Source organism: Cupriavidus mimosae, from assembly GCF_023952485.1.
Lineage (GTDB): Bacteria > Pseudomonadota > Gammaproteobacteria > Burkholderiales > Burkholderiaceae > Cupriavidus > Cupriavidus taiwanensis_C.
In genome coordinates, this window is record NZ_JALHRY010000003.1 from 263657 (window position 1) to 278495 (window position 14839).

Sequence of the window (14839 nt, forward strand, 5' to 3'; positions counted from 1 at the left end):
AGACGACATGCCTCCATCCATCTCCCTGGCGGACACGCCGCCGCCGGCGGCGCCTCGCGCGCCCGAGTCTGGCGCCGCGCGCGCGCCGCGCAACCCGTCCAGGCAGCGCTTCACCGTGCTGCCGGGCTTCGGCCTGTCGCTCGGGTTCACGCTGTTCTATCTGACGCTGATCGTGCTGGTGCCGCTGTCGGCCACGTTCCTGAAGACCTTCACGATGACGTGGGACGCGTTCTGGAGCGCGATCACGGCGCCGCGCGTGGTGGCATCGCTGCAGCTGAGCTTCGGCGCGTCGCTGATCGCGGCCATCGTCAATACCGTGTTCGGGCTGATCGTGGCGTGGGTGCTGGTGCGCTACCGCTTTTTCGGTAAGCGCCTGATCGATGCGCTGGTCGACCTGCCGTTCGCGTTGCCGACCGCGGTGGCCGGCATCGCGCTGACCGCGCTGTTCGCCGGCAACGGCTGGATCGGCCGCTACCTGGAGCCGCTCGGCATCAAGGTCGCTTTTACGCCGCTGGGCGTGGTGGTGGCGCTGACCTTTATCGGCCTGCCGTTCGTGGTGCGCACGGTGCAGCCGGTGCTCGAGGACGTCGAACAGGAACTGGAAGAAGCCGCGGCCAGCCTGGGCGCCAACCGGCTGCAAACCTTCCGCCGCGTGATCCTGCCGGCGATCCTGCCGGCGCTGCTGACCGGGTTTGCACTGTCCTTCGCGCGCGCCACCGGCGAGTATGGCTCGGTGGTGTTTATCTCGGGCAACATGCCGATGGTGTCCGAGATCGCGCCGCTAATGATCTATTCCAAGCTGGAGCAGTACGACTACGCCGGCGCCACCGCGGTGGCGGTGGTGATGCTGGTGATCTCGTTCGCGCTGCTGCTGCTGATCAACCTGCTGCAGGCGTGGACGCGCCGCCACCAGTCCGGTGCGCGCGCCGCGCTGGCTGCAGAAGCGCCCGCCACGGGCAAGGAGTTCTGAGATGGCTGGAGCAATCTCGGGACGCCTCGGCGGGCAGGGCAGCGCCAGGGGCCATCACCGCTTCGACGCCACCGGCGAGGCGCCATGGGTGCGCTACATGCTGATCGCGGTGGCGGTGCTGTTCCTGACGCTGTTCCTGTTCGTGCCGCTGGCGTCGGTGTTCTATGAAGCCTTGCGCAAGGGCGTGCAGACCTACTGGGAAGCGCTGGTCGAGCCCGACGCGCTGGCCGCGATCCAGCTCACGCTGACGGTGGCGGCGATCGCGGTGCCGCTGAACGTGGTGTTCGGCGTGGCGGCGGCGTGGGCCATCGCCAAGTTCGACTTCCGCGGCAAGAACCTGCTGATCACGCTGATCGACCTGCCGTTCTCGGTGTCGCCGGTGATCTCCGGCCTGGTCTACGTGCTGCTGTTCGGCGCGCAGGGCTGGCTGGGCCCGTGGCTGCAAGCGCACGACATCAAGATCATGTTCGCGGTGCCGGGCATCGTGCTGGCCACCATCTTCGTGACATTCCCTTTCGTGGCGCGCGAGCTGATCCCGCTGATGCAGGCGCAGGGCAGCGAAGAGGAAGAGGCCGCGATCGTGCTGGGCGCGTCGGGCTGGCAGACCTTTCGCCATATCACGCTGCCCAATATCCGCTGGGGCCTGCTGTACGGCGTGATCCTGTGCAATGCGCGCGCGATGGGCGAGTTCGGCGCGGTGTCGGTGGTGTCGGGCCATATCCGCGGGCTGACCAACACCATGCCGCTGCACGTGGAGATTCTCTACAACGAATACAACTTCGCGGCCGCGTTCGCGGTGGCGTCGCTGCTGACATTGCTGGCGCTGGTGACCCTCGGCATCAAGACGCTGGTGGAATTCCGCGCCCGCAAGGAAACCGAAGAGGCCGCGCCCGAGCGGCCGCTGGCAACGCTGCCGGCTTCAGTGCAAGGACAAGCATCATGAGCATCCAGGTCAAGAACGTAGAGAAGCGCTTTGGCGATTTCGTCGCGCTGGACAATGTCTCGCTCGATTTCGACGAGGGCGAGCTGACCGCGCTGCTGGGGCCTTCGGGCTGCGGCAAGACCACGCTGCTGCGCATCATCGCCGGCCTGGAGCGCGCCGACGCCGGCCAGATCGTGCTGGCCGGGCGCGATGCCTCGGACCAGCACGTGCGCCAGCGCCAGGTGGGCTTCGTGTTCCAGCATTACGCGCTGTTCAAGCATATGAGCGTGTTCGAGAACGTCGCCTTCGGCCTGCGCGTGAAGCCGCGCGCCGAGCGCCCCAGCGAAGCGCAGATCCGCGAGAAGGTGCATGCGCTGCTCGAGCTGGTCCAGCTCGACTGGCTCGCCGACCGCTACCCGGCGCAGCTGTCGGGCGGCCAGCGCCAGCGCATCGCGCTGGCGCGCGCGCTGGCGGTGGAGCCGCGCGTGCTGCTGCTGGACGAGCCCTTCGGCGCGCTCGACGCCAAGGTGCGCAAGGAGCTGCGCCGCTGGCTGCGGCGCCTGCACGACGAGCTGCACGTGACCAGCGTGTTCGTCACGCACGACCAGGAAGAAGCGCTGGAAGTGGCCGACCAGGTGGTGCTGATGAACCGCGGCCGCGTCGAGCAGCACGGCTCGCCCGAGGCGGTCTACAACCATCCCGCCACGCCGTTCGTGTTCGGCTTCCTCGGCAACGTGAACCTGTTCCACGGCCGGCTCGAAGTGGGCGAGAGCGGCGGCCTGCTGCATACCGGCGAGGCGGTGCTGCCGGTGGTCGGCAGCGGCCACGAGACCGCCGGCGATGCAGTCGCCTATGTCCGTCCGCACGACCTGGACCTGGAGCGCTATGCACCCGGCGCCGACGGCATTGCCGTGACGCTGCGCCGCGCGCTGACGCTGGGCCCGGTGGCGCAGCTCGAGCTCGAGCGCGAAGACAACCAGGACGTGATCGAGGTGGCGCTGCCGCTCGAGCGTTTCCGCCATGCGGGCTTCCGCGAGGGCGAGCTGCTCGCCGTGCGCCCGCGCCAGCTGCGCGTGTTCACGCAAGCCAACGGCACCGCCCCCATCCAGCAACAAGAGGCCGCACGATGAACTTCCAGCAACTCCGTTCGATCCGCGAGGCGGTGCGCCGCCAGTTCAACCTGACCGAGGTCGCCAACGCGCTCTATACCTCGCAGCCCGGCGTGTCGCGCCAGATCCGCGAGCTGGAGGAAGAGCTGGGCGTGGAAATCTTCGAGCGCTACGGCAAGCGCCTGACCGGGCTGACCGAGCCCGGCCGCGAGATCGTGCGCATCGTCGAGCGCCTGCTGCTCGAGGCCGAGAACCTGCGCCAGGCTGGCGACGAATACGCCGGCCGCCACACCGGCCGGCTCACCGTCGCCACCACCCACACGCAGGCGCGCTATGCCCTGCCGCGCGTGGTGCAGGCCTTTCGCCGCGAATACCCGCATGTGACGCTGGCACTGCAGGAAGCGTCGCCTACGCATATCGTCGAGCTGCTGCTGACGGGGCAGGCCGATATCGGCATCGCCACCGAGGCGCTGGCGACCGAGGCCGGGCTGACCTCGTTCGAGGCCTACAGCTGGCAGCACGTGCTGGTGGTGTCGCCGGACCATCCGCTCACGCGCCTGCCGGAACCGACCCTCGAAGACGTCGCCAACTTCCAGCTGATCACCTACGACGCCGGCTTCACCGGCCGGCGCAAGATCGACAGCGCCTTTGCCGAGGCCGGGCTGCAGCCCGAGATCGTGCTGACGGCCCTGGATGCGGACGTGATCAAGACCTATGCCGAACTCGACCTGGGCGTGGGCATCATCGCCTCGATGGCCTATGACGAACGCAAGGATTCCGGCCTGGTGCGGATTTCGGCAGACCACCTGTTCGCGCCCAATACCACCAGCGTGGCGGTGCGCCGCGGCGCCTACCTGCGCGGCTATGCGCACGCCTTCATCAACATGTTCGCGCCGCACCTGTCGCGCGACACCGTGAGCAGCGCGCTGTCCGAGCAGGACCGCCAGGCCCTGGCCGCCTGATCCGGCGCGGCGCCGGCAGCACCTGGGCGCGGGCCTGCGGATGCGCCGTCCGCACCTGCCCGGTGCCATTCGCACCCCGTGCCCGCCGTTCGTCGCAACAGACTTTCTTCCAACCCCCGCCGCGGGGTACATTCCCTGCACGTGCCCGCGCTGCCAGTCCGGCAAGCGCCGCACATGTACCGCAGCGCAACAAAGTTTGCGCACGGCCGCCGGTCGGCAAGGACCGGGCAAGGGAGAGAGAGACGATCATGCGCGACGACGAACCGCTGCTGCGCTGGCAGTGGCGCGGCTATGCCCGCAACCACCAGCATCCCCGCAACCTGCTGCTGCATATCGTGGCGGTGCCAATGTTCATGGCCGGCACGGTGCTGGGCCTCTATGGCCTGCTGCGCCTGAACCTGCCGGCGCTCGCGCTGGGGCTGGTGTGCATGGGCATGTCGATGGCGCTGCAAGGCCGCGGCCACCGGCTCGAGGCCCATGCGCCGGAGCCGTTTGCCGGACCGGCCGACATCGCAGGACGCATCCTGGCCGAGCAGTGGATCACCTTTCCGCGCTATGTGGTGTCCGGGCAATGGTGGCGCGCGCTGGCGGGCCGCGGCGCGGTGCCGGCGCGGTCTGGCGACGCCACCGGGCAGGGTGGCTGACGCACCCCATGTCGCCGTCACATCACCCGCTGTATTGCGCATGGCGAAAGCCGCGCTAACATGAACGCCATGGACCGCTGCTCCTCACACGCCTGCACCGCCATCCCCTCCCGCCTGAATATCCTCGGGCGAGACCTGCTGTTCGTGCTGTGCATGAACTCGGTGATTGCCATCAGCCTGAATTACGGCTTCCAGACCGGCGGCTCGCTGTGGCACAACTTCGTCTACAGCCAGCTGATCGGCCTGTCGATCTGGGTGCTGATCGACATCCCGCGCGTGGTGATCTGGTGGAACGACCGGCCCCGGCGCTGGCCCTTCCTGCTGCTTGCCGCCGCGGCCGTGCCCGCCGGCGTGGTGTTCGGCAGCTGGGCCACGCGCGTGGTGCTGGACCTGCCGCCCAAGTCGGCCGACGAGGCCGGCGGCATGCTGCGCATGTGCCTGGTGGTGGGCATGCTGGCGGCGGCGTCGATGATCTACTTCTACTGGTCGCGCGAGAAGCTGGCGTCGCTGGAGCGGCAGGCGGCACTGGACGCGCTGCAGCGCGAGGAAGCCGAAAAGCAGCTGGTGCGAGCGCAACTGATGGCGCTGCAGGCGCAGATCGAGCCGCACTTCCTGTTCAACTCGCTGGCCAACCTCGACGGGCTGATTGCCACCGATCCGCCGGCGGCGCGGCAGCTGCTGCAGCGGCTGATCGGCTTCCTGCGCATGTCGCTGGCGCATACCCGCGCCGAGCAATGCACGCTGCGGCAGGAGTTCGAGCTGCTGCGCAGCTACCTCGAGATCCAGGCCATGCGCTTCGGCCAGCGGCTCTCGTACGACATCGACCTGCCGCGCGAACTGGCGAAGGTCGAGATCCCGCCGATGCTGATCCAGCCGCTGGTGGAAAACGCGGTCACGCACGGCATCGAACCCTGCATGATCGGCGGTCATATCCGGCTGTCGGCGCGTGCGGCCGGCGACAACGCGGTGCAGGTGGTGATCGCCGATACCGGGGTCGGGTTCGGCCATGCCTCGGGCAAGGGCTCGGGACTGGGCATCACCCATGTGCGCGAGCGCCTGGCGCGTATCTTCGGCGCGGCGGCGACCATGCAGATGGAAGAGAATACGCCGCGCGGCGTGGTGGTGCGGCTGACCTTGCCGCTGGAGCGCCCGGCCGAGGCGCCCACCTTGACCCAGACCGTCACCGCCATGCCGGAGGGCATGCCGGTATCCGCCCCGGCCATGCCACGGCTCTGACGCGCACTCGCTGTCGTTTCACCTGAAAACAACAAGCGCAGCAGGTTTCGCCCGTGTCGGCGCGCCTGCAGCGCCATGAAGCTGCCAACGCCAACGCCCCCCACGCCCCCATGACCCCGACCCTTCTGATAGCCGACGACGAAGCGCTGCTCGCCCGCGTGCTGGAATCCGAACTGGCGGCCCTGTGGCCCGAGGCGCGGGTCGTGTCCGTGGTCCACGACGGCGTGGCCGCGCTGGCGGCGGCGCGCGAGCACCAGCCGCGCGTGGCCTTCCTCGATATCCGAATGCCGGGCATGAGCGGCATGGACGTGGCGCGCGAACTGATCGAGTTCGATATCCCGCCGCTGGTGGTGTTCGTCACCGCCTACGACCAGTTTGCGCTGGAGGCCTTCGAGCGCGCCGCGGTCGACTACGTGCTCAAGCCGGTGCAGCGCGAACGGCTGGAGGCGACCGTGCAGCGCCTGAAGGCCCGGCTGTCCGATTCGACGGAAGCGGAAGACGACGATGACGAGGCTGCGGTGGCCGACACCGACCGGCTCGGCCAGTTGCTGGCGCGCCTGGAATCGCTCGAGCATGCCGCGCCGGGCGCGGCCGGCGCGCCGCAGCGCCAGTACCTGCGCTTTATCAAGGCGCTGGTGGGGCAGGAGGTGCGCATCATCCCGGTCGATGAAGTGATCTACCTGGAAGCTACCGACAAGTACGTCAACGTGGTCTCCGGTGCAGGCGAGGCGCTGATCCGCACCAGCCTGCGCGAGCTGACCCAGCAGCTCGATCCCGAGCGCTTCTGGCAGGTGCATCGCGGCACCGTGGTCAACATCAGTTGCGTCGCCAGCGCGGTCAACCAGTCGCTGGGCCGGCTGTCGCTGCGGCTGCGCGACCGGCCGGAGTTGCTGCCGGTGGCGCGCCAGTACGCGCACCTGTTCAAGCAGATGTGAAGGCCCGCGCGGCGCACGGATCGGCCGGCGCAGGGCGGCGTGGCCGCCACCCTGCCAGCGGCAGGCAGGGGTTTCCTCTATGATGCGGGCTTCGGCCGGTATTTTTTGCCCGCCGCCCAGCCCACCGCATCGTCCTTCCGACCGCCCGCGCCATGCCCACCGCCGCCCTCGAACCCACGCCCAATTCCCTTCGCCACGACGCCCAGGTGATCGGGCTGGTGGGGCTGGCGCATGGGGTCTCGCACTTCTACCACCTGCTGCTGGCGCCGCTGTTCCCGTGGATCAAGGCCGAGTTCGGGCTCAGCTATGCCGAGCTGGGCCTGCTGATGACGGTGTTTTTTGCGGTCTCGGCCGTGGTGCAGACCGCGTCGGGCTTCGTGGTGGATCGCTTCGGCGCGCGGCCGGTGCTGTTCGGCGGGCTGGCCTGCCTGGGCGCCGCCGCCTTGCTGCTGTCGGCCAGCGGCGGCTATGCCGGACTGCTGTTGGGCGCGGCGGTGGCGGGCCTGGGCAATGGCGTGTTCCACCCGGCCGACTTCACGCTGCTGAACAAGCATGTGTCGCAGCCGCGGCTGGGGCACGCGTTCTCGGTGCACGGCATTTCCGGCAACCTGGGCTGGGCGGCGGCGCCCCTGTTCCTGGTGGCGATCGCCAACCTGGCCAGCTGGCGCGTGGCGCTGGCGGCGGCCTCGGCGGTGGCCCTGATCGTGCTGGCGGTGCTGGTGGCGCTGCGCCACGTGTTGGACCCGCGCGAAGTGCAGGGCGCCGTGGGCCGGCCCGCCGCCAGGGCCGCGGCAGCGGGCGCGAGCGTGCTGGGCTTCCTGCGCCTGCCGCAGGTGTGGGTGTGCTGGGGCTTCTTCCTGCTGACCACCTTCTCCGCCGCGGGCATCCAGAGCTTCGCGCCCACCGCGCTGACCTACCTGTACGGCATGCCGTTCACGCTGGCGACCGCGTCGTACACCGTCTACATGCTGTGCAGCGCCGGCGGCATGATCGTCGGCGGCTTTGCCGCCAGCCGCACCAGCAACCATGACCGCCTGATCGCGGTCAGCTTCACCGTGTCGGGGCTGATGGCGGTGCTGGTGGGGCTGAACCTGGTGCCGGCGCTGCTGGTGCCGGTGCTGATGGGTGTGATCGGCTTTGGCGCCGGTACCGCCGGGCCCTCGCGCGACCTGCTGGTGCGCGCGGCAGCCCCGGCCGGCGCCACCGGGCGCGTCTACGGCGTGGTCTACTCGGGGCTGGATATCGGCCTGGCCTGCGGCCCGCTGTTCTTCGGCGCGCTGATGGACGCCAAGCTGCCGGCCTGGGTCTTCTTCATGATCGGCGGCTTCCAGCTGCTGTCGATCTTCACCGCGGTGACCGTGGGCAACGGCAACCGCTCGCGCAGCCAGGCCGCGACACGGGCGGAGGCCGCCTAGCCCGGCCCCCGCCGCTATCCGAATCCGCTTGCCTGAGGAACGTTTCCATGCCAATGACGCCGGCCAACGCCACCCAGCCTGAAGACACCGATCGCTGCACGCCGCTGCCGGGCGGCCATATCCTGGTCGATGCGCTGCTGGCGCACGGGGCCGAGCTGGCCTTCGGCGTGCCGGGCGAGAGCTACCTGGCGGTGCTCGACGGCTTCCACCGCCGCCGTGACCGACTGCGCTTCATCGTCTGCCGCCAGGAGGGCGGGGCCGCGGTGATGGCCGAGGCCTATGGCAAGCTGACCGGGCGCCCCGGGCTGGCGTTCTGCACGCGCGGGCCCGGTGCCACCAATGCCAGCATTGGCGTGCATACCGCGTTCCAGGACTCGACCCCGATGATCCTGTTCATCGGCCAGGTCGGCACCGATTTCATGGACCGCGAGGCCTTCCAGGAAATCGACTACCGCCGCATGTTCGGCCAGATGGCCAAGTGGGTGGCGCAGATCGACCGGGTCGAACGCATCCCCGAATACATCGCGCGCGCCTACCAGACCGCCACCTCGGGCCGGCCCGGCCCGGTGGTGCTGGCGCTGCCCGAAGACATGCTGGCGCAAACCGCCGCGGTGCCGCAGTTGCAGGCCTACCAGCGCGTCATGGCCTGGCCCGGCGAGGGCGAGCTGGCACGGCTGGCCGAGATGCTCGGCGCCGCCGAGCGCCCGTTCGTGCTGGCCGGCGGCAGCGGCTGGACTCCGCAGGCGTGCGCCGACCTGCAGGCCTTTGCCGAGCGCTTCGCGCTGCCGGTAGGCTGCGCCTTCCGCGGCCAGGACCTGTTCGACAACCGTCATCCCAACTACGCCGGCGATGTCGGCATCGGCATCAATCCCGCGCTGGCCGAGCGCATCCGCAATGCCGACCTGGTGCTCGCGATCGGCCCGCGGCTGGGCGAGATGACCACCGGCGGCTACGCGCTGATCGCGGCGCCGCGGCCGACCCAGAAGCTGGTCCATGTGCATGCCGGCGCCGAAGAGCTGGGCAGCGTGTACCAGGCCGACCTGATGATCCAGGCCGCGATGCCGGCCATCGCCACGCGCCTGGCCGGCCTGCAGCCGCCGGCCGCGCCACGCTGGCAGGCCTGGACCGAAGCCGCCCACGCCGATTACGAGCGCTACCTGCAACCGCCGCCGTTCACGGGGCAGGGCGTCGACATGGCCGAAGTCATCCGCACGCTGGACCAGATGCTGCCGGCCGATGCGGTGGTGACCAACGGCGCCGGCAACTATGCCGGCTGGCTGCACCGCTATTTCCACTATCGCCCGTTCACCAGCGGCGGGCGCGGCCAGCTGGCGCCGACCAGCGGCGCGATGGGCTATGGCGTGCCGGCCGCGGTCGGTGCCAAGATCGCTTTCCCGCAGCGCACGGTGGTGGCACTGGCGGGCGACGGCTGCTTCCTGATGAATGGCCAGGAACTTGCTACGTCGATGCAATACCAGGCGCCGGTGATCATCATCGTCGTCAACAACGGCATGTACGGCACTATCCGCATGCACCAGGAACGCGAATACCCGACCCATGTGTCCGGCACCGAGCTGCTCAATCCCGATTTTGCCGCGCTGGCGCGCGCCTATGGGGCACGCGGCGTTACCGTGACCGCCACCGGGGCGTTTGCGCCGGCATTGCGCGAGGCGCTGGCCGCGCCGGTGTCGACGCTGATCGAAATCCAGGTGGACCCGGACGTGATCACGCCCCGCACCACGCTGAGCGCGATCCGGGCGCAGGCGCTGGCCAGCCAGAAGCCATGACGCTGCGCGGCGAGACAGTATTTTTTCTTACCGACCAGGAGACCCGAGATGAAGCCCGTCACCACCGACCTGTGCGACGCGCATGAAGACCGCCTTGCCGACGGCACGCTGCGCGTCATGGCGCCGGTGTTCCGCGCCTTCGGCAAGCAGCCGGCGTTTGCCGGTCCGGCCGCGACGCTCAAGGTGTTCGAAGACAACTCGCTGGTGCGCGCCACGCTGGAGTCGCCGGGCCGCGGGCGCGTGCTGGTGGTCGACGGCGGCGGCTCGTTGCGCTGCGCGCTGGTGGGTGGCAACCTGGGCTTGCTGGCCGAGAAGAACGGCTGGGTCGGCATCGTCGTCAACGGCTGCATCCGCGATACCGCGGAGCTGGACGTGTGCGACATCGGCATCCGCGCGCTGGCCGCGCATCCGCAGAAGAGCCAGAAGCGCAACGTGGGCGAGAGCGAGGTCACGGTGCAGATGCCGGGCGCGGTGGTGCGCCCGGGCAACTGGATCTATGTCGATGTCGACGGGATCCTGGTCGCCGACGCACCGCTGGAGCGCTGAGCATGCCGCGCGTCTTCGTCTATGGCACGCTGCGCGCCGGCGAGGTCAACGACCTGAACGCCGCGGCGCGGCGCCACGGCATTGCCATGCCCACGCTGCTGGGCACGGGTACGGTGGCCGGCAGGCTTTATGACTTCGGCACTTATCCCGGCCTGGTGCTGGATGCCGGCGGCGGACCGGTGGTCGGCGATATCTACGAGATTGCCGACGCCCTGCTGCCGGTGCTGGACGAGATCGAGGAGGTCTATCCAGGACAGGCCACGCTGTTCGTGCGCGAGGAACAGGCGGTGCAGCACAAGGGCCAGCCTGTCGCCTGCCTGCTGTACCCGGTGGCCGACGCCACGGCCGCCGCGCTGCCGCGCATCGACAGCGGAGACTGGGTAACCTATCGCCGCGCCCGCGATACGGCAGCGGCCTGAATCCCGTACGCGTTTCAAACAGGCGGCGCCCATTCGCGGCGCCGTTTGCTTTTGCGTAGCATGGCCGGTCCATGACATCGAACGATGGAACCGACGGCGATGCATGCTCCGCAGCCGTCGGCGATCTGGGTCGGGCTCGGCCCACGCGCCCCGCAGCCATATCGAAGGCGCGCCGGCTCCCACGGCGCTGCGGGCAAGTCGCGTCCACTAGCAGCTTGCGCCACATCCGAGGATTTTTCACAATGTGGAAAAAGGTTTTGGCCCGCAAAAATCCGCGGTTGCGTGGCACAACGCCATTTCTCATGATGAAAGATTCTGTCCCGTATCGTGAAAGATTATCTGCAAGCCAATGATTTTAAAGAAAAATAAAGCTTGGGTCGGTGCAGGGTTCGGGGTTGTTGCAACGCGGTAGCGTTCTCTACACTCTTATATAAGACACAGACATCGGGCACGAAAACAGCAGTCAACGCAGGGGCGCCGCGACGCAGCCCGAGTCAGGCGAGCACGAGATCCTCAGCCATCCCCAATCACGTTCAGGAGAGTGACATGAACCGCCAAGAGCAGATCCAGGCCGTGCAGAAAGACTGGGACACCAATCCGCGCTGGAAGGGTATCAAGCGTAATTTCAGCGCCGAAGACGTGGTGCGCCTGCGTGGTTCGGTTCAGGTCGAGCACACCCTGGCGCGCCGGGGTGCCGAAAAGCTGTGGCACTTGCTGCATACCGAGCCGTTCGTCAACTCGCTCGGCGCGCTGACCGGCAACCAGGCCATGCAGCAGGTCAAGGCCGGCCTGAAGGCGATCTACCTGTCTGGCTGGCAAGTCGCCGGCGACGCCAACCTGGCGGGCGAGATGTATCCCGACCAGTCGCTGTATCCGGCCAACTCGGTGCCGCAGGTGGTCAAGCGCATCAACAACACCTTCCAGCGCGCCGACCAGATCCAGTGGAGCGAAGGCTCGGGCGACACGGATTTCTTCGCCCCGATCGTCGCCGACGCGGAAGCGGGCTTCGGCGGCGTGCTGAACGCCTTCGAGCTGATGAAGGCGATGATCGAGGCAGGCGCCGCCGGCGTGCACTTCGAGGACCAGCTCGCTTCGGTGAAGAAGTGCGGCCACATGGGCGGCAAGGTGCTGGTGCCGACCCGCGAAGCCGTCGCCAAGCTGAGCGCCGCGCGCCTGGCCGCCGACGTCTCGGGCGTGCCGACCCTGGTGATCGCCCGCACCGACGCCGAGGCCGCCGACCTGCTGACCTCCGACATCGACGACAACGACAAGCCGTTCTGCACCGGCGAGCGCACCGTGGAAGGCTTCTACCGCGTGCGCAATGGCCTGGAGCAGTCGATCTCGCGCGCGCTGGCCTCCGCCGAGGTGGCCGACCTGGTGTGGTGTGAAACCGGCAAGCCGGACCTCGAATTCGCCAAGAAGTTTGCCGAGGCTGTGCACGCCCGCTTCCCGGGCAAGATGCTGGCCTACAACTGCTCGCCGTCGTTCAACTGGAAGAAGAACCTGGACGACGCCACCATCGCCCGGTTCCAGCGCGAACTGGGCGCGATGGGCTACAAGTTCCAGTTCATCACGCTGGCCGGCTTCCACTCGCTCAACTATTCGATGTTCAACCTGGCCTACGGCTACGCCCGCAACCAGATGAGCGCGTTCGTGGAGCTGCAGGAAGCGGAGTTCAAGGCCGCCGAGAAGGGCTTCACCGCGGTCAAGCACCAGCGCGAAGTCGGCACCGGCTACTTCGACGCCGTGACCCAGACCATCGAAGGCGGGCAGTCGTCGACGACCGCGCTGAAGGGTTCGACCGAAGACGAGCAGTTCTTCGAGGACAAGAAAGTGGCCTGACTCTCCTGGTCACTCCCGCCGGCTCGTGGGTCCGGCGGGATCGGGAGGGCGTGCGACCATCACGCTCTCTCTTTTAGGCGACGCGCCGTTCTCTCTCAGGGACGGCGCGATTTTTTTATTCCCAATGCGACTGCCGTACCCAGGCCGCACGCGGGAGCCCGTACCGGCGACTCATTCGAAGGTGCCAGCGGCCTTGGAGAGTGTCCACCCCACGCCGAGACATAGACCAATCCATCCGAGCGCGATCAGGGCGACGTCGTGCCAGTTCATCGTGCGGCGCCCAGGCCGACGCAATTTGGATGTGTCCCGTGACGAAGGCATGGCCGTCTCCCTCGAAAGCATGGGAACAGGCTAGGGCACCGATCCGGGATTTCACGCACGGATTTGTAAAGGTTTGTTGCGGTGCGGATGAGCCACCCAGCATTGAGCGACCATCTGCCGCCCGACCACGCAGTCTCGCTGGGGATCGCTCCAAACGGCCCCTGGGCCGCCGCCATTTTTGCGCCCTTCGATCTGAGAGATTGTCCAAATGCAATAAATTGTCATTTCTGGCGGCTTGCAGCATTTGGGTGATTCCATGGCGCGGGCAGATCGCTTAAAGTGCCGGAGCCTTTATCGGCACTCTCCGAGCCACTTCACCCAGAACAACATCATGAAAGCAACTTTCACGCTCGCTTCCTGCGCCATCGCGGCGGCACTGCTGGCCGGCTGTTCCGGCGGCATGCCCACCAATGTCGACGGCATGCTCAGCGCCGGCACCTCGCTGGCCAAGGCCGCCACGCTGTCGGACGCCGACGTCAAGAGCCTGTCGGACCAGGCCTGCGCGGAATCGGACAAGAGCAACAAGATCGCCGCTGCCAACAGCACCTACAACAAGCGCCTGGTCAAGATCATGAGCGGGCTGAAGAACAGCGACGTGCCCAACGTCAATGCCAAGGTCTACCTGACCAAGGACGTCAACGCCTGGGCCATGGCCAACGGCTGCGTGCGTGTCTACAGCGGCCTGATGGACATGATGACCGACGACGAAGTGCGCGGCGTGCTGGGCCACGAACTGGGCCACGTAGCGCTAGGCCACACCAAGAAGGCCATGCAGGTGGCCTACACCGCCACCGCGGCGCGCGGCGCGGCGGCGTCGGCCGGCAATGGCGCGGTGGCGGCGCTGTCGCAATCGCAGCTGGGCGAGCTGGGCGAGAAGCTGATCAACGCGCAGTTCTCGCAGTCGCAGGAAACCGCGGCCGACGACTATTCGTTCGACCTGCTGACCAAGAACAAGGCCAGCACCAAGGGCCTGGTCACGGCGTTCCAGAAGCTGGCCAAGCTCGACGGCGGCAAGTCCAGCATGTTCTCGTCACACCCGGGCTCGGATGACCGCGCCAAGCACATCGAGCAGCGCATCAGCAAGGCTTCGTAAGCCGCCAGCGCAAGCAAAAAAACGCCCGCACCGGTCATGCTGGTGCGGGCGGTTTTGCTTTGGCGCGCTGCGCCCTGGTTCAGCGGTAGACGATCACCGGAATGTCGGTATGCGTCAGTACCTTCTGCGTCTCGCTGCCGAGCAGCAGGCCCGACAGCCCGCGGCGGCCGTGCGAGGCCATGAAGATCACGTCGCAGCCATGGCGCTCGGCGGCGTCGATGATGCCGAGGTAGGGCACGGCAAAGGTCGACATGTCCGCGTCGAAGGTCACGCCGGCCGCGGTGGCCAGGTTCTCGACCTCTTTCAGATACAGCTTGGCCTGGTTCTCGATGCGGTCCTTAAACGCCTGCGGGGCCTCGACCACGATTTCGCTGAACGGCGTGTACGGGTATTCCTCCAGGCAGACATAGGCCGTGATGCGCGCGCCGATGGCCTTGGCGAGCTCCAGTCCGCCGTTGATGGCTTTCTTGGAGAGTTCCGAGCCGTCGGTGGGAAGCAGGATATGTTGGAACATGCGGGGCTCCTTTGCTGACTAGGGGTCGGGGCAGGGCGGCGACCCGCGTCGCGGGGCAGCGCCTGTCTTGAATGCATTGTAGTCAGTGTGCCGAGAAGGTCATTGCGTAATGTCAATGGCATCC

General features: G+C 67.8%; 14 protein-coding genes. 13 read left to right on the forward strand and 1 reads right to left on the reverse strand.

Annotation, left to right across the window (positions count from 1 at the left end):
• Positions 1-7 precede the first annotated feature (7 nt).
• The 13 genes from cysT to loiP all read left to right on the forward strand — a co-directional run bounded on the left by cysT (position 8) and on the right by loiP (position 14201).
• Positions 8-970: a sulfate ABC transporter permease subunit CysT gene (gene cysT, locus MKD50_RS07595; protein ID WP_115703491.1), complete on the forward strand. Its 963-nt coding sequence runs from the start codon at positions 8-10 to the stop codon at positions 968-970.
• A 1-nt stretch (position 971) separates the two neighbouring features.
• Positions 972-1913 carry a sulfate ABC transporter permease subunit CysW gene (cysW, locus tag MKD50_RS07600; RefSeq protein WP_252666770.1) on the forward strand — a complete coding sequence of 314 codons (942 nt, stop codon included), beginning with the start codon at positions 972-974 and terminating at the stop codon, positions 1911-1913.
• A complete protein-coding gene (locus MKD50_RS07605; protein ID WP_115703487.1) occupies positions 1910-3022 on the forward strand; it encodes a sulfate/molybdate ABC transporter ATP-binding protein in 1113 nt (370 codons plus the stop codon). Before cysW ends, MKD50_RS07605 begins: the two co-directional genes overlap by 4 nt.
• Positions 3019-3963, forward strand: coding sequence for a CysB family HTH-type transcriptional regulator (locus MKD50_RS07610; RefSeq protein ID WP_111517800.1), 945 nt, complete (start codon positions 3019-3021; stop codon positions 3961-3963). The genes MKD50_RS07605 and MKD50_RS07610 overlap by 4 nt, the downstream gene beginning before the upstream one ends.
• Positions 3964-4211: 248 nt before the next feature.
• Complete coding sequence (locus MKD50_RS07615; RefSeq protein ID WP_252666771.1) at positions 4212-4607, forward strand: DUF962 domain-containing protein; 396 nt, start codon at positions 4212-4214, stop codon at positions 4605-4607.
• 60 nt (positions 4608-4667) lie between these two features.
• Positions 4668-5843, forward strand: coding sequence for a sensor histidine kinase (locus MKD50_RS07620; protein WP_115703483.1), 1176 nt, complete (start codon positions 4668-4670; stop codon positions 5841-5843).
• A 110-nt stretch (positions 5844-5953) separates the two neighbouring features.
• Positions 5954-6778 carry a LytR/AlgR family response regulator transcription factor gene (locus MKD50_RS07625; RefSeq protein WP_252666772.1) on the forward strand — a complete coding sequence of 275 codons (825 nt, stop codon included), beginning with the start codon at positions 5954-5956 and terminating at the stop codon, positions 6776-6778.
• Positions 6779-6930: 152 nt separating this feature from the next.
• The gene (locus MKD50_RS07630) at positions 6931-8193 is read left to right on the forward strand and encodes an MFS transporter (protein WP_252666773.1); all 1263 of its coding nucleotides are present in this window, start codon (positions 6931-6933) and stop codon (positions 8191-8193) included.
• A 47-nt stretch (positions 8194-8240) separates the two neighbouring features.
• A complete protein-coding gene (locus MKD50_RS07635; protein ID WP_371925299.1) occupies positions 8241-9980 on the forward strand; it encodes a thiamine pyrophosphate-binding protein in 1740 nt (579 codons plus the stop codon).
• A gap of 48 nt (positions 9981-10028) precedes the next feature.
• Positions 10029-10526, forward strand: coding sequence for a ribonuclease E activity regulator RraA (rraA, locus tag MKD50_RS07640; RefSeq protein ID WP_240072228.1), 498 nt, complete (start codon positions 10029-10031; stop codon positions 10524-10526).
• Positions 10527-10528: 2 nt separating this feature from the next.
• Positions 10529-10945 (forward strand): gamma-glutamylcyclotransferase family protein, encoded by a 417-nt coding sequence (locus tag MKD50_RS07645; protein ID WP_115703473.1) that lies wholly within the window; start codon positions 10529-10531, stop codon positions 10943-10945.
• A gap of 546 nt (positions 10946-11491) precedes the next feature.
• Entirely contained in the window at positions 11492-12787 is a 1296-nt protein-coding gene (gene aceA, locus MKD50_RS07650; protein ID WP_252666774.1) for an isocitrate lyase, read from the forward strand.
• A gap of 652 nt (positions 12788-13439) precedes the next feature.
• The gene (gene loiP, locus MKD50_RS07655; RefSeq protein WP_252666775.1) at positions 13440-14201 is read left to right on the forward strand and encodes a metalloprotease LoiP; all 762 of its coding nucleotides are present in this window, start codon (positions 13440-13442) and stop codon (positions 14199-14201) included.
• Between the two features lie 79 nt (positions 14202-14280).
• Here loiP and MKD50_RS07660 read toward each other — a convergent pair whose 3' ends face one another.
• Positions 14281-14715, reverse strand: coding sequence for a universal stress protein (locus tag MKD50_RS07660; protein ID WP_010810522.1), 435 nt, complete (start codon positions 14713-14715; stop codon positions 14281-14283).
• Positions 14716-14839 lie beyond the last annotated feature (124 nt).

Bases quoted from the DNA above. Each gene is read 5' to 3' on its own strand.
- cysT (WP_115703491.1), top strand. From the start codon at position 8: ATGCCTCCATCCATCTCCCTGGCGGACACGCCGCCGCCGGCGGCGCCT.
- cysW (WP_252666770.1), top strand. From the start codon at position 972: ATGGCTGGAGCAATCTCGGGACGCCTCGGCGGGCAGGGCAGCGCCAGG.
- MKD50_RS07605 (WP_115703487.1), top strand. From the start codon at position 1,910: ATGAGCATCCAGGTCAAGAACGTAGAGAAGCGCTTTGGCGATTTCGTC.
- MKD50_RS07610 (WP_111517800.1), top strand. From the start codon at position 3,019: ATGAACTTCCAGCAACTCCGTTCGATCCGCGAGGCGGTGCGCCGCCAG.
- MKD50_RS07615 (WP_252666771.1), top strand. From the start codon at position 4,212: ATGCGCGACGACGAACCGCTGCTGCGCTGGCAGTGGCGCGGCTATGCC.
- MKD50_RS07620 (WP_115703483.1), top strand. From the start codon at position 4,668: ATGAACGCCATGGACCGCTGCTCCTCACACGCCTGCACCGCCATCCCC.
- MKD50_RS07625 (WP_252666772.1), top strand. From the start codon at position 5,954: ATGACCCCGACCCTTCTGATAGCCGACGACGAAGCGCTGCTCGCCCGC.
- MKD50_RS07630 (WP_252666773.1), top strand. From the start codon at position 6,931: ATGCCCACCGCCGCCCTCGAACCCACGCCCAATTCCCTTCGCCACGAC.
- MKD50_RS07635 (WP_371925299.1), top strand. From the start codon at position 8,241: ATGCCAATGACGCCGGCCAACGCCACCCAGCCTGAAGACACCGATCGC.
- rraA (WP_240072228.1), top strand. From the start codon at position 10,029: ATGAAGCCCGTCACCACCGACCTGTGCGACGCGCATGAAGACCGCCTT.
- MKD50_RS07645 (WP_115703473.1), top strand. From the start codon at position 10,529: ATGCCGCGCGTCTTCGTCTATGGCACGCTGCGCGCCGGCGAGGTCAAC.
- aceA (WP_252666774.1), top strand. From the start codon at position 11,492: ATGAACCGCCAAGAGCAGATCCAGGCCGTGCAGAAAGACTGGGACACC.
- loiP (WP_252666775.1), top strand. From the start codon at position 13,440: ATGAAAGCAACTTTCACGCTCGCTTCCTGCGCCATCGCGGCGGCACTG.
- MKD50_RS07660 (WP_010810522.1), bottom strand. From the start codon at position 14,715: ATGTTCCAACATATCCTGCTTCCCACCGACGGCTCGGAACTCTCCAAG.